Source organism: Comamonas serinivorans (genome assembly GCF_002158865.1).
Lineage (GTDB): Bacteria > Pseudomonadota > Gammaproteobacteria > Burkholderiales > Burkholderiaceae_C > Comamonas_E > Comamonas_E serinivorans.
The window spans coordinates 3,537,408-3,555,806 of record NZ_CP021455.1; the positions used below are offsets into that span (position 1 = coordinate 3,537,408).

An 18,399-nucleotide genomic window follows, 5' to 3' on the forward strand; every position below is an offset into this window, starting at 1 on the left:
CCCTGAGGGTCGCTTTTTTCATGGGCAGCCCCCGAGAGGGAGCAGGCCTTGGCTTTGCGAGGGTCGGATGCAGTGCGTGCTGGCCCTTGCTTCCCTGACGCGGACCCCTGGCATGTCCGGGTACCGCAGCGTCTGTCGGCAGGCCTGCAATCGGCTGAAAGCCGAGCAGCCCATCCGGTCTGATGAGCCTGGTGTCGCCCGCCGAGCTGGATGCCCCGCCCTCACCCACCGCACAGCCTGCAACCCGTGAGGCCAGCAGCGAGACCGCTTCGCCAAAAAGCACCCCTCCAGGGTGAACAGCGACGAGGCTGCGCTCAGCGCAGGTCCACACCGCCCGTCTGCTGCACGGCCTGCACGGCGCCCGCACCCACCGCCATGCCAAAGCGCTTGGCCAGGCGATCGATGGGGTTGGGTTGCGTGCTGTAGTCCACCAGCTTCTCGGCCTTGACCACGTCGCGCGCCACGGCACGCAGGTCCTTGAGCTCATCCACCAGGCCCAGGGTCTTGGCTTGCTCACCGGTCCAGAACAAGCCGGAGAAAGTCTCCGGCGTCTCCTTCAGCCGGTCACCGCGGCCCTGGCGCACCACGCGGATGAACTGCTGGTGAATCTGCGCCAGCATCGCCTTGGCCTTGGCCATGTCCTCTGGCGTCTGCGGGCTGAAAGGATCCAGAAAGCCCTTGTTCTCGCCGGCGGTGATCAGCCGGCGCTCCACGCCCACCTTGTCCATCAGGCCCGTGAAGCCAAAGCCGTTCATCAGCACACCAATGCTGCCCACGATGCTGGCCTTGTCGGCATAGACCTGATCGGCAGCCGACGCGATGTAGTACGCCGCCGAGGCCCCGGTGTCCTCGATGACGGCATAGATGGGCTTCTTGTGCTCGGCGCGCAAGCGACGCACCTCGTCGTACACCATGCCAGCCTGCACCGGGCTGCCGCCAGGCGAGTCGATGCGCAGCACCAGCGCCTGGACGTTGTCCTCCTTCAACGCGCGCCGCATGGCCTTGTTGATGTCGTCGGCGTTCGCCTCCTTGTCGGCTGCAATCGCCCCTTTGATGTCCACCACGGCCGTGTGCGGACCGGCGACCGCATCGTCGGCCTTGCCGGCCAGCCCTTTGCCGCTCACGCCCAGGTACAGCACCCACAGGTAACCCGCCAGCAAGGCCACCATCAGCAGGCGAAGGAACACCTTCCAGCGCCGCGTGGCCCGCTGTTCCTTCATGTTGGCCAGCACCAGTTTTTCAATGGTCGCGCGCTCCCAGCTCACCCCCGCGGGCCCTGTGGCGGACGAGCTGGGCGGCAGCATGGTGGGTTCTGTGGACATGGGACTCTCTTTGAACAATCGGTGGATGGAGGAGGCGTGTGGACGCAGCCTGCCAATGGATAATCAGGCAGTATGCCCTAGGCTCCGATTTACATTAATCGAGCATGGGCACATACCCCTGCAGAATCAGTCGAAATTCACAGCCTGCAGGTCGGCCGTCGGCGTCCAGCACACGCGGCCATGGGCCTCGTGCAGATCCAGCCTCACCAGGTTGCTGCTGCACGGCCCGCCCGCGCAGGCGCCGGTGTCCGGCGCATAGGCCGCGCCATGCGTGGCACACAGCAGCCACTGGCCGGTGTCGTCGAAAAAGCGGTTGGGCTGGTAGTCCATTTCCATGGCCACGTGGGTGCAGCGGTTCAGGTAGGCGAACACCCTGCCCTCGAAGCGCACGGCGAAGGCCCGGCAAGACTCGCCCCGATACACCACGTCGAACGACACGGCCAAGCCGCCTTCTGCCAGCTCCTCGCTGGCGCACACATCAATCGGTTCTGACATGCCTGGACGATAACGCATTGCCGAGGCGCCCCAACCGCCTGCCGCTGCGCCGCGTCAAGCGTGGGTGATCAGCCAATCGGCCAACGCATGCGAATCGCGGGCGATGAAACGCGGCTCGAAGGGCTTGAACTCGGCCGGGTCATGGGCGCCATACGACACGGCCACGCAATCACAGCCCGCATTGCGGGCCATCTGCAGGTCGTGCGTGGTGTCCCCCACCATCAACGTGCGTTCGGGTTCCACGCCGAACTCGCGCATGAGTTCGTGCAACATGCGCGGATGAGGCTTGCCCGCGGTCTCATCGGCCGTGCGCGACCCGTCGAACACCCCCTGAAACTGCGGCGCCTCCAGCACGCGATTCAGGCCGGCCCGGCTTTTGCCCGTGGCCACGGTGAGCCAGTGGTGCTTGGCGCGCAGGCTGGCCAGCATGGGCAACACGCCGTCGAACAGCTCGATGTCGTCATGGTGCGCCAGGTACTCGTCGCGGTAGAACGCATTCAGCTCGGGATAGCGCTCGGGCGGCACGTCCGGCGCCGCATGGGCGAGCGCCGCCGGCAGCGCCATGCCAATCACCCATGCTGCCGCCTGCGCCGTGGGGCGCTGACCACCCACGGCCACCACGGCGTTCTGGATGCAACGCGTGATCAAGCCCGTGGAGTTGTACAAGGTGCCATCCCAGTCGAAGGCAATCAGGTCATAGCGCTGGGGACGCGAGGCAATGGTCATGGACGTGGGGTCTGGCTGCAAAACCGCGCATTGTGCCCGCGTCCGCGCAGGTCCGCTGACGCCACTCGTGCGCGGCCGATCACTTGGCCGCGTGGGTGATCGCGCGTTGCTTGAGTTGGCCACGTGCAGCACTCAGCACGACGGCCCTTGCGATGGCCAGCAAGCCGCCATGCCCGTTGACCGCCGGTAGCCCCGGCTGATCTGAGCCTGTTGTAGCCAGACGAGCATGCGGAACGCACCGGCGTCGGCGCGCCATTCGGACCCTGGACCGCATCGCGACCCGGTGAATGTCCCTGCGCCCGATGCCGCAAGGAGCTCTGGACCCGACGGTTGAGCAAAAGAAAACGGACTGCACCCGAATGGATGCAGTCCGTGAAGACTGGCGGAGTGGACGGGACTCGAACCCGCGACCCCCGGCGTGACAGGCCGGTATTCTAACCAACTGAACTACCACTCCTGGTAGGAAGCTTTTGCGACCAATCGGCAAACCGACTGACCACCAAGCGCCTCAAACTTGGCGACCCTACGGGGATTCGAACCCCGGTACTCACCGTGAAAGGGTGATGTCCTAGGCCTCTAGACGATAGGGTCAATTCCTAGAACCCGATGGCTCGTTGCCGAACCATCTTGTTGGTGGAGGTAAACGGGATCGAACCGATGACCTCTTGCATGCCATGCAAGCGCTCTCCCAGCTGAGCTATACCCCCTTTTGACCTTTCGGTCAGCTGCATGCCTTGTGGGCATGCAGCCTGGAAACTGGCGGAGTGGACGGGACTCGAACCCGCGACCCCCGGCGTGACAGGCCGGTATTCTAACCAACTGAACTACCACTCCTGGCAGGAAGCTTTGCGCAACCGGTTGACTCTTCAACCAGCCACCAAGTGCTTCAAACTTGGTGATCCCACGGGGATTCGAACCCCGGTACTCACCGTGAAAGGGTGATGTCCTAGGCCTCTAGACGATGGGACCAAAACCTAAGAACTTCCGTTCAAATTGTCAGAGCGATTTTCATCGTTCTGTGTTGGTGGAGGTAAACGGGATCGAACCGATGACCTCTTGCATGCCATGCAAGCGCTCTCCCAGCTGAGCTATACCCCCAACAAGCCTCATCAGACTTCGCCTCACGCATTGCTTTGTGTTCGTCATCTGCTGAGCCTCGAATTATAGGCAGGTTTTCAGCGTTTTTGCAAACGAGCCAAAATTTTTTCTTTTCCGAGCAATTCGAGCACCGCATCGACCGACGGCGTGTGCGCCGTACCCAGGGTCAACACCCGCACCGGCATGGCCAATTGGGGCATCTTCACGCCCTGTTCTTTCAGCACCGCCTTGATGGTTGCCGCGATCGCGTCCTTGCTCCAATCACCCAGGCCGTCGATGGCGGCGGCAAAGGCGTCCAGGACAGGCTGGGCTTCGGCGGTGAGGTGCTTGGCCTCATCGTCGGCGTTGCGCACCACGGCATCTGTGTAGAACAGGCGCACCCAGTTGGCCAGGTCCACCAGGGTTTCGCAGCGGTCCTTGAACAAAGCCACGATGCGCACCAGGCGATCGTCGGCGTTCAGCTGTGCTTCGCTCACGCCCGCCTGGATGACGAAGGGGGTCACGAGCCGGGCCAGCTCGGCGTCGGCCAGCGCCTTGATGTGCTGGGCATTGACCCAGCGCATCTTGGCTTCGTCGAAGCGGCCGGCGCTGCTGCCCAGGTGATCGAGGTCGAACCACTCGATGAACTGCTCGCGCGAGAACAACTCGTCGTCGCCATGGCTCCAGCCCAGGCGGGCCAGGTAGTTGACCACGGCATCGGCCAGGAAGCCGTCGTCGCGGTATTGGGTGACGGCCTTGGCGCCGCGGCGCTTGCTCATCTTCTCGCCCTGCTCGTTCAGCACGGTGGGCAGGTGGGCAAAGACCGGGATCGAGGCGCCCAGGGCTTCGAAGATGTGGATCTGGCGCGGCGTGTTGTTGACGTGGTCGTCACCGCGGATGACGTGGGTGATGCCCATGTCCATGTCGTCGACGCACACGCAGAAGTTGTAGGTCGGCGTGCCATCGGGCCGCGCAATGACCAGGTCATCCAGCTCGCTGTTCTGAAACTCGACGCGGCCCTTGCACTTGTCGTCCCAGGCCACCACGCCGGTCTGCGGCGTCTTGAAGCGCAGCACCGGCTGCACGCCTGTGGGCACGGGCGGCAGCACCTTGCCCGGCTCGGGCCGCCAGGTGCCGTCGTATCGCGGGTTTTCCTTGTTCGCCATCTGCCGCTCACGCAGCGCGTCCAGCTCTTCCTGGCTCATGTAGCACGGGTACACCAGGCCCTTGGCCTGCAGCTCGGCCAGCACCGCTTTGTAGCGGTCCATGCGCTGCATTTGGTAAAACGGGCCTTCGTCGATGTCCAGCGCCAGCCACTTCATGCCTTCCAGGATGACGTCCACGGCTTCCTGCGAGGAGCGTTCCAGGTCGGTGTCCTCGATGCGCAGGATGAAGTCGCCCTGCTCATGGCGGGCAAAGGCCCAGGGGTACAGCGCCGAGCGGATGTTGCCCAGGTGGATGAAGCCGGTCGGCGAAGGCGCAAACCGCGTGCGCACGCGTGTGGTGGTGTTGGACATGGTGTTCTTTGAAGGAGTATGAGCCTGTTGCCGTTCATCAATCAACGGCAGCTGCACCATACTCCTCGCATCAATGGCAATGGATGAAAAGGTTGGCTTGACCGGGCACGCGCCCGATCACGCCAGCTGCAGCAGGCCGTCCAGGCCGCGGCGCAGGTCGGCCTGCAGGTCGCCGACGTGCTCCAGGCCCACGGACAGGCGCATCAGCCCCTGCACCACGCCCGCAGCCTGACGTTGCTCCTCGCTCAGGCGGCCGTGCGAGGTGCTGGCCGGGTGCGTGATGATGGTTTTCACATCGCCCACGTTGGTGGCGATGGAGCAGACGCGGCAAGCGTCGATGACCTGGAAGGCGCGGCGGCGGGCCTGTTCGGGCGACTCGGCCTTCACCGCGAACGACAGGATGGAGCCGCCCACCCCGCCCTGCTGGCGCATGGCCAGCGCGTGCTGCGGGTGCGACGCCAGGCCCGGGTAGAACACGCGGTCCACCTCGGGCTGGGCCTCGAGCCAGCGTGCCATCGCCCCGGCGGACTCGCTCTGGGCGCGCATGCGGATGGCCAGCGTCTCCATGCCCTTGAGCACGACCCAGGCGTTGAAGGGCGCCAGCACCATGCCGGCCGACTTGATCAGCGTGGCCAGCACGTCGATGTGCTTGACCGCACCGCAAACGGCGCCGGCCATCACGCGGCCCTGGCCATCAAGTGACTTGGTGCCCGAGTGGATGACGAGGTCGGCGCCCAGGCTGATGGGGCGCTGCAGGGCCGGCGTGGCGAACGCGTTGTCCACGGCCAGCAACGCGCCAGCGGCATGGGCGATCTGGGCCAGCGCGGCGATGTCACACACCTCGGTCAGCGGGTTGGTCGGCGTTTCGGCGAACAACAGCTTGGTGTTGGGCCGCACGGCCGCCTGCCAGGCGCCCACGTCGGTCTGGGACACGAAGCTGGACTCGACGCCGAAGCGCGCGAACTCCGAGCCAATGAGCTTGATCGTGGAGCCGAACATGGACTGCGAGCAGATCACGTGGTCGCCCGCGCGCAGCAGGCCCAGGCACATCAGCGTGATGGCCGCCATGCCGCTGGACGTGGCCACGGCCGCCTCGGCGCCCTCGAGGGCCGCCAGACGACGCTCGAACGCCGTCACCGTGGGGTTGCTGGTGCGGCTGTAGGTGTAGCCGGCTTCGGCGCCGGCAAAGCGCTGGGCCGAGGTGGCGGCGTCCGGCTGCACGAAGCCGCTGGTCAGGTACAGCGCTTCGGAATGCTCGCCGAACGGGCTGCGCGCCACGCCCTCGCGCACGGCCAGGGTGTCGGGGTGCAGGCCGTCGGGCAGGCCCAGCTCAAAAGCGTCGGATGGATTGGATGGCATGGCGGCCTGTTCTACAGAAAAATCAAAGGGTATACAGGGATTCTCGTTACCAAGATAACGAGAACCACCTGGTACTCCCCCACAGGGTTCACTCTTCGTCAGCAGTCTCGGTGCTGACCACGCGGCTGGCCCGCATGCGCTCGATGGACTCGGGCGTGATGTCGCCGGTCACGTAGACGCCGTCGAAGCACGAGGCATCGAAACCCGTGAGCTGGGGGTTCAGGCTGCCCACGGCGCGCTTCATGCCCTCCACGTCCTGGTAGATCAGCGCATCGCACCCGATGTACTCGCGCACCTCTTCGAGCGTGCGGCCCGCAGCCACCAGCTCATCGGCCGACGGCATGTCGATGCCATAGACGTTGGGGTAGCGCACCGGCGGCGCAGCGCTGGCCAGGTAGACCTTGTTGGCGCCGGCGTCGCGGGCCATCTGGATGATTTCCTTGGACGTGGTGCCGCGCACGATGGAGTCATCGACCAGCAACACGTTGCGGCCCTTGAACTCGCTGGTGATGACGTTGAGCTTCTGGCGCACCGATTTCTTGCGCACGGACTGGCCGGGCATGATGAAGGTGCGGCCCACGTAGCGGTTCTTCACGAAGCCCTCGCGGTAGGGCTTGCCCAGCAGGTGCGCCAGCTGCGTGGCACTGGGCCGGCTGGATTCGGGAATCGGGATCACGACGTCGATCTCGCTGGGCGGCACCACCGACACCACGCGCTGCGCCAGGGACTCGCCCAGGTTCAGGCGCGCCTGGTAGACCGAGATGCCGTCCATGGTCGAGTCGGGCCGCGCCAGGTAGACGTACTCGAAGATGCAGGGGTCGAGCTTGGGGTTGTCGGCACATTGCTGGGCCTGCATGCGCCCCTCCAGGTCGATCACGATGGCTTCGCCGGGCGCCACGTCGCGCTCGAAGAGGAAGCCCGTGCCTTCCAGGGCCACCGATTCGCTGGCCACCATGAAGCTGCCATCCTCGCCCTGGCCCATGGCCAGCGGCCGAATGCCGTGCGGGTCGCGGAACGCAACCAGACCGAAGCCCGCCACCATGGCGATGGCGGCGTACGAGCCGCGCACGCGCTGGTGCACGCGGCGCACGGCCTTGAACACGTCCTCGGCCTTGAGCGGCAGGCCCGCCGAGGCGCGCTCGAGCTCGTGCGCGAACACGTTGAGCAGGACTTCGGAGTCGCTCTCGGTGTTGATGTGGCGGTGGTCGGTGTGGAACAGCTCCTGCTTCAGCGCCTGCGCGTTGGTCAGGTTGCCGTTGTGCGCCAGCACGATGCCGAAGGGCGCATTCACATAGAAGGGCTGCGCCTCTTCCTCGCTGTTGGCGTCGCCCGCCGTGGGGTAACGGACCTGGCCCAGGCCCACGTTGCCCGGCAGCGCGCGCATGTTGCGCGTGCGGAAGGCGTCGCGCACCATGCCCTTGGCCTTGTGCATGAAGAACGTGCGCCCCTGCTGGGTCGCGATGCCTGCCGCATCCTGGCCACGGTGCTGCAGCAGCAGCAGCGCGTCATACAGCAGTTGATTCACAGGTGCGTTGTTGACAACGCCGACGATTCCACACATCTTGCTTTCCTGGCGCGGTCGAGCCGCGCGTCACTTCAAACACCCGTTCCAGCCGCCCGGCCCTCCTGGGGCCACAGCGATTGCAACTCAGGCGAAACCCAAGGCCTCGCGGCCAGCACCCCTTGCGTCAACCAGGCGGCCACGAACGAGGCCTTCCAGGTTGCAGCATCGCGCAAGGGCGTCATCAGCACCACCAGGCTCACCAAACCCAGCAGCAAGCCCCCGCGCAGCATCCCGAACACGGCGCCCAAGCCACGATCCATGCCGCTGAGCACGCTGCCCTGGATCACCGACCGCAGCGCCAGCGCCAGCAGCTTCAGCACCAGTCGAACGCCCAGCAGCACCAAGCCGAAGCCCAGGCCGTGCAGCACACCTGGTGGCAAGTCCTGCCAAGGCAAGGCCCTGGCCACCGAATCGGCGAACAGCCAGGCGGCCATCAGCGCCAGCACCCAGCTGGCCAGGCTCACCACCTCGAACACCAGGCCGCGCCACGCACCCACCAGCGCCGACCACAGCAACACGCCCAACAGCGCCAGGTCCAGCCCGTTGCCGGCGGGCCAGCCCGTCACCGCACCCTCCATGGACCACCTTCACACCGGTCCGGCGCCAGCCAAGCCCGGGTCAATGGCTTTGGCCACGGTGTCACAGTTCGGCGATGCCGGAATACAGGCCCAGGGACTTGACCTTCTGCGCGGCGCTTTCGGCTTCGCTTCGGCTGGTGAACGGGCCCACGCGAACCCGCGTGCGCTTGCCGTCCTTGGTGTCGATGACCTGGATGTAGGTGCGGATGCCCGCGCGTTCAAGCTTGCTGCGGGCTTCTCTGGCCCGTGCGTCTTCGGCAAACGAGCCCACCTGCACCACGAACCGGCCTGCGTCGGATTTGTCCTTATCAGCCTTCTCGCGCTCGGCTTTTTCCTGGGCCAGGCGTTTGTCACGCTCGGCCTTGTCCCTGGCGGCCTTCTCCTGGGCCTGGCGCTTCTCGCGTTCGGCCTTGTCTTTGGCGGCTTTTTCCCGGGCGGCCTTCTCACGCGCGGCCTTGTCCTGGGCCGCTTTGTCCTGGGCCGCCCGGGCCTTGGCCTCTTTCTCGGCCTGTTCGCGTTCGGCCTGCTGGCGGGCCTGGGCCGCGCGCTCGGCGTCGGCGCTGGCCGCGCCGCGTGCGGCACCCGGGGGCTCGGTGGCGTCGCCCGTCACCACCTCTTCGTGGTCGTTCAGGCTGTCCTGCGCCGCGACGCTCTCGATGCGCGCGTTGGGCGCCAGGGTCTGCACCCCATCGCGTTCGGGAATGTGGAAGGCCAGGTCCGACGCCACAGGACGTGGCTCGGTGTCGAACAGCATGGGAAAGCCGATGACCGCGCCCACCACCAGCACCGTGGCGCCGATGACGCGATGGCGGGCCCGCTGACGCAGGCTTTCAACGCTTTCGGTGGGAGCGGCCTGCTTGCGCGCGCTGGTGGAGGCCCCGGCACGGCGGCGAGCGTCAGGCGCCTCGCCCTGTCCGGGCAAGCGAAACTTGAATAGAGCCATGGGCGGTGTGGGCGGCTATCAGTGACCTGCGTGGGGCGCAGGCATGCGCGGCGTTCCGTGCTGCAGGATGCCTCCCACGGTGTAGAAGGATCCAAAGACGACGATTCTATCAGTGGGCTGTGCGGCCGCGATGGCGGCATCGAGCGCCTGCTGAGGGTCGCCAAATGACTGCACGGCCACGTCTTTGCGCCGCGTCGTGGCGCGCCAGACGTCCTCGAGCTGATCGGCCTTGGCCGCGCGCGGCGTGGGCAGGTCGGTGAAATACCAGCGCTCGACCAGGGGGTCCATGCGCGCCAGGATGGCAGCGAAGTCCTTGTCGCCCATGGCACCGAACACGGCATGCGTGGTGGGGAAAAAGCCCATGGCATCGAGGTTCTCCGCCAGCGCCGCCACGGCGTGCGGGTTGTGCGCCACGTCGAGGATGAGGTTGGGCTGTCCGGGCACGATCTGAAAGCGCCCCGGCAGCGTGACCAGGCCCAGCCCCACGCGCACGGCCTGCGCCGTCACCGGCAGCCGCGTGTGCAGGGCTTCGAGCGCCGCCAGCACGCCGGCCGCGTTGGCCAGCTGGTTGGCGCCGCGCAGTGCCGGGTAGGCCAGGCTGCTGTAGCGCTTGTGGCGGCCGCTCCAGTTCCACTGCTGACGCTCTTGTCCGGGTGCGGGCAAAAAGCGGTAGTCCCGCCCCATCAGCCACAGGTCGGCCCCGATCGCCTCCGCGTGATCGATCACGCTCTTGGGGGGTACAGGGTCACTCACCACAACGGGCGATCGGGGGCGCATGATACCGGCCTTCTCCAGGCCAATCGCCTCGCGCGTCTCGCCCAGCAGCTCGGTGTGGTCCAGGTCGATGCTGGTGATGATGGCGCAATCGGCGTCGAACACGTTCACCGCGTCCAGCCGCCCGCCCAGGCCGACTTCCAGCACCATGACATCGAGCTGGGCCTGGCTCATGGCGGCCACGATGGCCAGGGTGGTGAACTCGAAATAGCTCAGGCTGATGTCGCCCCGCGCCGCCTCGACGGCTTCGAAGCCGGGCAGCAGCTGCGCCTCGGTGGCGATCTCGCCGCGAATGCGGCAACGCTCCTCGAAATGCACCAGATGCGGCGAGCTGTAGACCCCCACCTTGTAGCCTGCCTGCAGCAGGATGGATTCGAGCATCGCGCAGGTGGAGCCCTTGCCGTTGGTGCCGGCCACGGTGATGACCGGGCAACCGGGCTGGAGCCCCATGCGGCGCGCCACCTCTTGCGAGCGCGCCAGCCCCATGTCGATGGTCTTGGGATGCAGTTGCTCGCAATGCGCGAGCCAGTCGGCGAGTGTTTTCATCGGGGGCCGATTGTCACCCAGGCCATGTGCCCGCCTCGGCCGTGGGGCGAAGGGCACGCCGGAACCGCCACGGATTCTTGGCATGATCGGCCCCATGTCTGCACACCCCACCCCCACGCTCTACGGCATCCCCAACTGCGACACGGTGAAAAAAGCCCGCACCTGGCTGCAGGCGCAGGGCGTCACCCACACCTTCCACGACTTCAAGAAGCAGGGCCTGGACGCCGCCACCGTGCTGGCCTGGACCCGCCAGCTGCCCTGGGACCAGGTGCTGAACAAGCGCGGCACCACCTGGCGCCAGCTCAGCGACAGCGAGCAAGCGCGGGCGACCGACGCGGCCTCGGCCGCCGCCCTGATGGCCGAGCACCCCAGCCTGGTCAAGCGGCCGGTGGTGGCCTGGCCGGACGGCACGGTGACCGTTGGCTTCGATGCCGACGCCTGGCAGGCCCGCCTCGCCCAAGGCTGACGGCAGCCATGCACGCTGCCCTGCACCACGCCTGGCTCGTGCTCGAGCCCTGGCGCGCGGCCCTGGCCTGGGCCTGGGTGGTCTACGCCATCTGGCTGGCGGTCTGGATCGTGCTGCAAAAGCGCTCGCCCGTGTCCACGCTCACCTGGGTGATCACCCTGGTGCTGATGCCGGTGCTGGGCCTGCTGATCTACCGCGTCTTCGGCCCGCAGCGCATCAAGCGGCAGAACCTGCGCCGCAGCCGCAGCGAAGACGCCTTCATCGACAAGGCCGACGTGCGGACGCTGCTGCGCCAGCGCGAAGAGGCGCCCGACTGGGCCCGCGCCCACAGCACGCTGATCGAGCGCGCCTGCGGCCTGCCCATGTCCAGCTGCCACAGCGCGCGCTACCTGCAAAACGGCCACGCCACGCTGGAGGCGCTGCTGGAGGCCATCGGCCAGGCCCAGCACCACATCCACCTCGAGTACTACATCTTCGAGCACGACGAGAGCGGCAAGGCCGTGCTGCAGGCGCTGCACCGCAAAGCCAGCCAGGGCGTGAAGGTGCGCCTGCTGGTCGATGCCGTGGGCTCGCCGCTGCTGAGCGGCCGGCGCGGCAAGGCCGTGCTGAAGGCCTTGCTCGACGCCGGCGGCGAGTTCAGCGTGTTCCACCCCACGCGCTTCGACCGCCACCGGCCGCTGGTCAACCTGCGCTCGCACCGCAAGATCGCCATCATCGACGGGCGCATCGGTTTCACCGGCGGCATCAACGTCTGCGACACCGAAAACGAGCGCGTCAACCCCGACACGGCCTTCCGCGACACGCATTTGCGGCTGGAGGGCGCGGTGGTCAGCTGGCTGCAGTACCTGTTCGTGCAGGACTGGGTGTACGCCACCCAGCAGGGCCTGACCTCGGGCGACCTCTTCGTCGCCCAGGCACCCGGCCCCATCCACGCGCAGGTCGTGGCCAGCGGGCCCGACAGCCCAGCGCAGGCCATCCACCGCGCCATGATCGACACCATCGACCAGGCCGAGGAACGCGTCTGGCTGGTGACGCCCTACTTCGTGCCGACCGAGCCGGCGCTCACCGCGCTGACGAACGCGGCCCTGCGCGGCGTGGACGTGCGCATCATGGTGCCGCGCATGAGCGATTCGCGCGTGGTGACCTGGGCCGCGCGCTCGTACTACGACGAACTCACCCGCGTCGGCGCCCAGATCTACGAATACGGCCCGCGCATGCTGCATGCCAAAACCCTGCTGGCCGACCACCGCATCGCCCACATCGGCACGGCCAACTTCGACTACCGCAGCTTCATGCTGAACTTCGAGCTCAGCGTGGTGCTGTTCGACGAGCCCGCCAACCACGACCTGGCCCGCATGTTCGAGGCCGACGCCGCGCAGTGCACCCGCGTGCCGCGGCGGCGCGAACTGCCGTTTCTGCCCCGGCTGGCCGAGGCCTCGGCGCGCCTGCTGGCGCCCCTGCTGTGAATCAGCCCATTGCCTGATCAGAACGTACCGAAAAGCCAGTATCAACCGACACCGATGATTTTCACAACGGCAGATGCACCATACTGCCTCACCCTTCAACACAATACCAGGAGACACCCCATGCTGCTCAGCCCCGAACACGAGATGACCCGCGACGCCATGCGCGCCTTCGTGCAAGCGCAAATCGCCCCCCACGCCGCCCGCTGGGACCGCGAGCGCCACTTCCCCGCCGCCGAGCTCAAGGCCCTGGGCGAGCTCGGCGCCATGGGCATGACCATCCCCCCCGAATGGGGCGGCGCAGGCATGGATTACCTGAGCCTGGTGCTGACGCTGGAGGAGATTGCCGCCGGCGACGGCGCCACCTCCACCATCGTCAGCGTGCAAAACTCGCTGGCCTGCGGCATCACCCACAAATACGGCACCGAAGCGCAGAAGGAAACCTGGCTCAAGCCCCTGGCCAGCGGTCAGGCCCTGGGCTGCTTCTGCCTGACCGAGCCGCACACGGGCTCCGACGCCTCAGCCATCACCACGCGTGCCGAGCGGGACGGTGATCACTTCGTGCTCAACGGCGTCAAGCAGTTCATCACCACCGGCCAACATGCCGACGTGGCCATCGTCTTCGCCGTGACCGACAAGGCCGCCGGCAAAAAAGGCATCTCGTGCTTCCTGGTGCCCACGGCCACGCCGGGCTATGTGGTGCTGCGGCTTGAAGAGAAGATGGGCCAGCACGCGTCGGACACGGCGCAGATCGGCCTGGAGAACTGCCGCGTGCCGGCCAGCGCCCTGCTCGGCGCCGAGGGTGAGGGCTACAAGATCGCGCTGTCCAACCTCGAGGCCGGCCGCATCGGCATCGCCGCCCAGTCGGTCGGCATGGCGCGCGCCGCCTACGAAGCCGCCGTGCGCTACGCCAAGGACCGCGTCACCTTCGGCGAGCCGCTGATGAACCACCAGGCCGTCGCCTTCCGCCTGGCCGACATGGCCACGCAGATCGACGCCGCGCGCCTCATGGTCTGGCGCGCCGCGCAGCTGAAGGACGCCGGCCAGCCCTGCCTGACCGAGGCCTCGATGGCCAAGATGTTCGCCTCTGAAATGGCCGAAAAGGTGGCCTCGGCCGCCATCCAGATCCACGGCGGCGCCGGCTACGTGAGCGACTTCCCCGTCGAACGCATCTACCGCGACGTGCGCGTGACGCAGATCTACGAAGGCGCGAACGACATCCAGCGCCTGGTCATCGCGCGCGCCATTGCGGCAGCTTGATGCTCAAAATTATGGGGTATGGCCCTGTTTCCGATGTCCATGAAACGGCAATAGGCGCATACCCCAACATCCAAATGCACGCACGACACACGATGCAGCGCCCGGCCTGATCGGCCACGCCGCCCATCGCGGGCGGGTGCCCGGCCGCTGCGCGCCAAGGCACAGGCTGCCGGCGCCCGCGCGATCCCATCCCCTGGACCCACACATGCGGAGCCGCTCAGGTCGCTGGTTCGTGCCGACGGCTCGCCCACGGATTGGCGCGTTGCCCGGGTTCACGGACCGGGCCTGGATGCCCACGGCAGCGATCTGCCGCCACGGCGCGAATGCGCACCCGCCTGGCGCGAGCAGCTGCTGGCCCACCTGCCCGCGGTGCGCCTGCTGTTGCTGGTGGGCCAACATGCCCAGCGCTGGCACTTGCCCCGCCTGCCCGTGGCCGCCGAGCTGCGCCGCCTGAGCGTGCACGACACCGTCGCACGCTGGTGCTGCCGCACCCCTCGTGGCGCAACAGCGGCTGGCTCAAGCGCAACCCCTGGTTCGAAGCCGAGCTGCTGCCCGTGCTGAGGCGCGCGGTGGCCGCCGAGCTGGCCGAGCCCGTGATCGAGCCAGCGCCTGTGCTGCCTGCCGCCGCACCCACCGACACGCAGCGCCTCTGAGGTACCCGCACGCACGGCCGCCGGGTCCACGGACTGCCCAGGCCCGCTCGCGACCGGACCGAAGTCGGCAACGGGACCGTCGCAAGCCCGTCCGCGTTCATCGGCTTGCCGGAGGGGACGCAGATGGCACAACCGACCGGCGTGTCGCCGCGCGACAGTCCCCTGGAGATGTCTGGCGAGGACCGCGCACGCAACCGCTCTGGCGGCCCTCACGCGGCCCATGTCACGCGCCCACTGCGCACGACGCACATGGGGCTTCAAGAGGCCGGATGGCCGCAGGCGTAGACCACCAGCGCCTGGTGGTCAGGCCCCAGCTCGAACAGGTCCAGCAGCGCCTGGTCGTGGAAGGAACCCAGCGCGGTGCCCACCAGCCCCGCCTCGGCCGCCTGCAGGGCCAGCGCGCCCATCTGGCTGCCGGCCTCCAGCAGCATGAAGCGCCCGCCGCGCTCACCATACTTGCGGCAGCTGAACGCGCTTTGGCCCGCCAGCAGCCAGATGCAGGCGGGCGGTGTGGCCCAGTCGCCGGCAGCGTTGGCATCCGCGCCCAAGGCCGCATCCAGCCCCAGCCAGGACGCCAGCTGCGGCCAATCGGGCGCGGCGCCCAGCGGCGTGAGGCCATGGCAGGCCGGGTCGTACCACACGCGTTGGGGCGCCAGACGCTGGCCGTGCGCATCGACCCAGTTCAGCAGCACGCCATAGGCCTGAATGGGGTATTTGGCACCACCCGATGCAAGATAGCGCCCTGCATCGTCATACCCATCATCGCCATGCCCCCAGGCCGACTGCCGCGCCGCCAGCGGCACCAGCAGGCGGCTGAGGTCGCCCGGGGTCAAGGGTTGCCCACCCAGGCGACGCACGCTGCGCCGGCGCGCATAGCTGGCCAGCAGGCCGCTGCGGGGCACCGGCAGGGGGTCGGCCGCGCGCGCGTGCACGGGGTGCGGCGGGCGGTACGGCGTGGCGGCGTCGTAGCCGATGCGCTCGGCCAGCGGCCCCGCGCGTGCCGGGTTCAGCGTGTTGTTGGTCCAGTACAGCGCAAACAGCGGCGCGTCGTGCGCCAGGGAATCGGTCATGGGCAGGTCTTTCTGGCGGCGGTGAACCGCCTGGGCGTGAAGCGAGGCCGCACGGCGCTGGCGACCGCTCGCCTCATCCCAGCGGGTGGGGCAAGGGGTTGGGAAACGGTCCGTGCGGCTGCGCCTGGGGGTAACGCCAGCGCCAGTCGGACGTGCGCCCGCCCAGAAAGGGCGCGCGTTCGTCGGCGTGCAGCTGCGCCAGCTGCGGCGACACCGCGCGCATGACGCGCACGCCTGCCGCGGCCACGTCGCGCGTGGTCAGCTCGCGGTACAGCAGCTCAATGCCCGCCTGGTGCAGGCGCTGCACCAGCGCCTCCACCTGGGCCTGGGCGGTTCCGCCTGCACCGCCGATCGGGGCGGCCGCTGCGGCGGTGGCCGGTTGCGCGGCGACCGCTGGCGTCGCGATCCACTCAACGCGGGTCGCTGCGGCAGGCGTTGTGCCGGGCCACGTTGCACTGGGTTCAAGAGCCGTCGCGGTGCAGGGCTGCGCGTGGCGCAGCAGCGGCCACTGGGGCCACAGGTCGGGCCGCAGGCTGTAGAACGCCGCGTGTTCGTCGAAGCGGCGCAGCCGGGCGGCCTCGCGCGGCAGGCGGTGCGCGCGTTCGCGCAGCATGTAGCCGGCAAACGCCAGGCTTTGCGCCCATTCCAGCGCTGCCTTCTCGAGCGCCTCGGCCACGCTGGCCCGACAGGCCACGCCCAGCACCCAGCGTGGCTGCCCTTGCTGCGGCGCGCCCCCGGCCACGGCCACCACGCGCTGCGGGTTCCAGGCCTGGGTCAGGTTGAATGCCCGCAGCTCGCCCCCCAGGCGCGCGGCGCGTGCCTGCCAGTGCGCAGGCACGGCAATCTCCTGCCCGCCCAGGCCGTGCAACCAGGTGACGGTCAGCGCATCGCGCTCGAGCAGCTCCTGCAAGGCCCGCAGCAGGGCCAGCCAGGGGCCTTGAACGCCGTCGCGGTGCGCGGCCAGGCCGCTGGACGTGGAGGGCAAACGCGCCACGCCCTGGCGCGGCCCCAGCCCGACCAGCTCCTGCGGCACCCAGACCGTGTCGGCCTGGCCGGCACCGGCCCGCTGCCCGGTCGGCACCGCGCCGCCAGCGTGTGCTGGCTGGCCACTGTCGCCGGCAGCGCCAGCCACTGGACTGTTCCGGCCCTGCAGCCGTCCGGGCCGCAGCCGGTGCACCTCGGCAAACAGATCGCCCGGAGCAGACCGCATGGGCCACGGAAAACCCGCGGCCTCGCGCTGCGCGGGGCTGAACAAGGCGAAGTCGTCGACGTCGAGCCACGACGCGCCCGCATCGGCGGCCAGCGACGCCCGGGTGCGCAGCGGCAGCGGCACCTGGGCCGCCGCCAGGCGCTCCAAGCCTTCGGCAATGGCACCGGCGCGCGCCGCCTCGTCGCCCCAGCCCACGGCCCCGGACACGGTTTGCCACGCTTCGGCCGGGTCGGCCGGCACGGCCCAGTTGGCCAGGCCCGCCACATCGCAGGCCTGCACGGCACTGGGGCGCGGGCTCAGCAACAGGCCACAGCGCGTGTCAGCGGCCTGCTCGATCAAGGCCTGCGACAGACGCCGCACGGGCGCGGCACGGCGGGCAGCGAACGGCTCCGGCCCCACGCGATCGCCCCCGTTCACGCCAGGATCAGGGCCATCCAGATGGCCACCTCGACCACCAGGATGATCGCAATCAGCGCCTGCACGCCTATGCCGGCCAGCACGCCGTCGCCCGGGCTGCGGCCCGCCTGGCGGTACGCCCTGGCGAACACGGCCAGCACCAGCGCCAGCGGCAGAACCGCGGCCGCCACCCCCAGCACGTCCGCCAGTGCAGCGACCAGCACCGCCCCCAGCGCCAGCGCACCCAGCACAGCCCAGGCATGGCCCCAGGCCGCCCCGCGCGTGAAGGCGTGGCGGCCCGGCGCCACGGGCGCCAGCGCAGGCACGGCCCTCGGCAGCGCATCGAGCCGGTCCGCGGTTGAGGGCCGTGCCGGGTCGGGCATGCCCACCGGCTCGGCAGCCGGGTGACTGTCGACGTTCGCGTTGGCATCCGCATGCACGTGCGGTGCATCGGCGACCAGGGCTGCGGGTGTCCGTGGGACGGCCTCGGCGGGCGGCATCGGTAAGGGTGTATGCGGGTTCTGCGTTTCAGCTTGAACGGCAATCGGTGGATACCCCTGCTCTTCTGATGTCTGAACCTGCGGCGTGCCAGCCGGCGCAGGCGCGCCTGAACGGTCTTCGGGGTGCCGGCGCTGGGCGATATCCGCCGAATCGGCAGGCAGCACCACCGGTGCGGCTGACGCCTCCACGCCGGGCCGCGCGTGGGGCAACGCGGTGACCGTGCCGTCGTTCACCAGCCGTTTGAACACCGCGTGCGGCAGCCCCACCGAGGCCACCAGGGTGGCCACGCAGGACGAGGAGCAGGTGGAACTGGTCGAGCCCCCGCCCGCAGCAGAGGGCAACACCTGGCTGCGCGACTCAAAGGGACTGGGAAGGCGTTGCATGGCGGCCCGCGGTCGAGGTCAGAAACCCCGCACGATACCAGCGCCTGCCGCGTTCGCGGAGGCTCGCGTCAGCCGCCTGCCTGAGGGCTGGGCTGT

General features: G+C 68.4%; 16 protein-coding genes and 6 tRNA genes. 4 read left to right on the forward strand and 18 right to left on the reverse strand.

Annotated elements, in window-relative coordinates:
- Positions 1 to 314: 314 nt before the first annotated feature.
- The 15 genes from CCO03_RS15060 to folC all read right to left on the reverse strand — a co-directional run bounded on the left by CCO03_RS15060 (position 315) and on the right by folC (position 10,901).
- A complete protein-coding gene (locus tag CCO03_RS15060) occupies positions 315 to 1,322 on the reverse strand; it encodes a S49 family peptidase (protein ID WP_087282380.1) in 1,008 nt (335 codons plus the stop codon).
- A 126-nt stretch (positions 1,323 to 1,448) separates the two neighbouring features.
- Positions 1,449 to 1,817 carry a Rieske (2Fe-2S) protein gene (locus CCO03_RS15065; RefSeq protein ID WP_087282382.1) on the reverse strand — a complete coding sequence of 123 codons (369 nt, stop codon included), beginning with the start codon at positions 1,815 to 1,817 and terminating at the stop codon, positions 1,449 to 1,451.
- A gap of 54 nt (positions 1,818 to 1,871) precedes the next feature.
- A complete protein-coding gene (locus CCO03_RS15070; RefSeq protein ID WP_087282384.1) occupies positions 1,872 to 2,543 on the reverse strand; it encodes an HAD family hydrolase in 672 nt (223 codons plus the stop codon).
- Positions 2,544 to 2,923: 380 nt separating this feature from the next.
- Positions 2,924 to 3,000: transfer RNA gene (locus tag CCO03_RS15075), tRNA-Asp, on the reverse strand.
- A gap of 58 nt (positions 3,001 to 3,058) precedes the next feature.
- A tRNA-Glu gene (locus CCO03_RS15080) sits at positions 3,059 to 3,134 on the reverse strand.
- A gap of 40 nt (positions 3,135 to 3,174) precedes the next feature.
- A tRNA-Ala gene (locus CCO03_RS15085) sits at positions 3,175 to 3,250 on the reverse strand.
- A 50-nt stretch (positions 3,251 to 3,300) separates the two neighbouring features.
- Positions 3,301 to 3,377, reverse strand: a tRNA-Asp gene (locus CCO03_RS15090).
- Between the two features lie 59 nt (positions 3,378 to 3,436).
- Positions 3,437 to 3,512: transfer RNA gene (locus CCO03_RS15095), tRNA-Glu, on the reverse strand.
- Between the two features lie 53 nt (positions 3,513 to 3,565).
- Positions 3,566 to 3,641: transfer RNA gene (locus CCO03_RS15100), tRNA-Ala, on the reverse strand.
- A gap of 77 nt (positions 3,642 to 3,718) precedes the next feature.
- The gene (gltX, locus tag CCO03_RS15105; RefSeq protein WP_087282386.1) at positions 3,719 to 5,137 is read right to left on the reverse strand and encodes a glutamate--tRNA ligase; all 1,419 of its coding nucleotides are present in this window, start codon (positions 5,135 to 5,137) and stop codon (positions 3,719 to 3,721) included.
- A gap of 117 nt (positions 5,138 to 5,254) precedes the next feature.
- Complete coding sequence (locus CCO03_RS15110) at positions 5,255 to 6,496, reverse strand: O-succinylhomoserine sulfhydrylase (RefSeq protein WP_087282387.1); 1,242 nt, start codon at positions 6,494 to 6,496, stop codon at positions 5,255 to 5,257.
- Positions 6,497 to 6,584: 88 nt separating this feature from the next.
- On the reverse strand, positions 6,585 to 8,057 hold the full coding sequence (gene purF, locus CCO03_RS15115; protein ID WP_087282389.1) for an amidophosphoribosyltransferase: 1,473 nt from the start codon (positions 8,055 to 8,057) through the stop codon (positions 6,585 to 6,587).
- A gap of 35 nt (positions 8,058 to 8,092) precedes the next feature.
- Positions 8,093 to 8,626: a CvpA family protein gene (locus tag CCO03_RS15120; protein WP_157667715.1), complete on the reverse strand. Its 534-nt coding sequence runs from the start codon at positions 8,624 to 8,626 to the stop codon at positions 8,093 to 8,095.
- A gap of 73 nt (positions 8,627 to 8,699) precedes the next feature.
- Positions 8,700 to 9,581: an SPOR domain-containing protein gene (locus CCO03_RS15125; protein ID WP_087282394.1), complete on the reverse strand. Its 882-nt coding sequence runs from the start codon at positions 9,579 to 9,581 to the stop codon at positions 8,700 to 8,702.
- An 18-nt stretch (positions 9,582 to 9,599) separates the two neighbouring features.
- Positions 9,600 to 10,901, reverse strand: a complete 1,302-nt coding sequence (folC, locus tag CCO03_RS15130) for a bifunctional tetrahydrofolate synthase/dihydrofolate synthase (protein WP_087282396.1) — start codon at positions 10,899 to 10,901, stop codon at positions 9,600 to 9,602.
- Between the two features lie 94 nt (positions 10,902 to 10,995).
- On the opposite strand from folC, the gene CCO03_RS15135 reads away from it, so the two are divergent.
- From CCO03_RS15135 to CCO03_RS19880, 4 genes are all read left to right on the forward strand, one after another.
- Entirely contained in the window at positions 10,996 to 11,367 is a 372-nt protein-coding gene (locus CCO03_RS15135) for an ArsC family reductase (RefSeq protein WP_087284760.1), read from the forward strand.
- 8 nt (positions 11,368 to 11,375) lie between these two features.
- Positions 11,376 to 12,833 (forward strand): cardiolipin synthase, encoded by a 1,458-nt coding sequence (cls, locus tag CCO03_RS15140; RefSeq protein WP_087282397.1) that lies wholly within the window; start codon positions 11,376 to 11,378, stop codon positions 12,831 to 12,833.
- A 120-nt stretch (positions 12,834 to 12,953) separates the two neighbouring features.
- Positions 12,954 to 14,090 carry an acyl-CoA dehydrogenase family protein gene (locus CCO03_RS15145; protein WP_087282398.1) on the forward strand — a complete coding sequence of 379 codons (1,137 nt, stop codon included), beginning with the start codon at positions 12,954 to 12,956 and terminating at the stop codon, positions 14,088 to 14,090.
- Positions 14,091 to 14,569: 479 nt separating this feature from the next.
- Positions 14,570 to 14,743 carry a hypothetical protein gene (locus CCO03_RS19880; protein WP_157667716.1) on the forward strand — a complete coding sequence of 58 codons (174 nt, stop codon included), beginning with the start codon at positions 14,570 to 14,572 and terminating at the stop codon, positions 14,741 to 14,743.
- A 257-nt stretch (positions 14,744 to 15,000) separates the two neighbouring features.
- Here the strand turns inward: CCO03_RS19880 and CCO03_RS15150 are convergent, their stop codons facing one another.
- From CCO03_RS15150 to CCO03_RS19885, 3 genes are all read right to left on the reverse strand, one after another.
- The gene (locus tag CCO03_RS15150; protein ID WP_087282400.1) at positions 15,001 to 15,813 is read right to left on the reverse strand and encodes a nitroreductase family protein; all 813 of its coding nucleotides are present in this window, start codon (positions 15,811 to 15,813) and stop codon (positions 15,001 to 15,003) included.
- A 73-nt stretch (positions 15,814 to 15,886) separates the two neighbouring features.
- On the reverse strand, positions 15,887 to 17,440 hold the full coding sequence (locus CCO03_RS15155; RefSeq protein ID WP_205690316.1) for a YcaO-like family protein: 1,554 nt from the start codon (positions 17,438 to 17,440) through the stop codon (positions 15,887 to 15,889).
- Positions 17,437 to 18,303: a hypothetical protein gene (locus CCO03_RS19885; protein ID WP_157667717.1), complete on the reverse strand. Its 867-nt coding sequence runs from the start codon at positions 18,301 to 18,303 to the stop codon at positions 17,437 to 17,439. The genes CCO03_RS15155 and CCO03_RS19885 overlap by 4 nt, the downstream gene beginning before the upstream one ends.
- Positions 18,304 to 18,399: the final 96 nt, after the last annotated feature.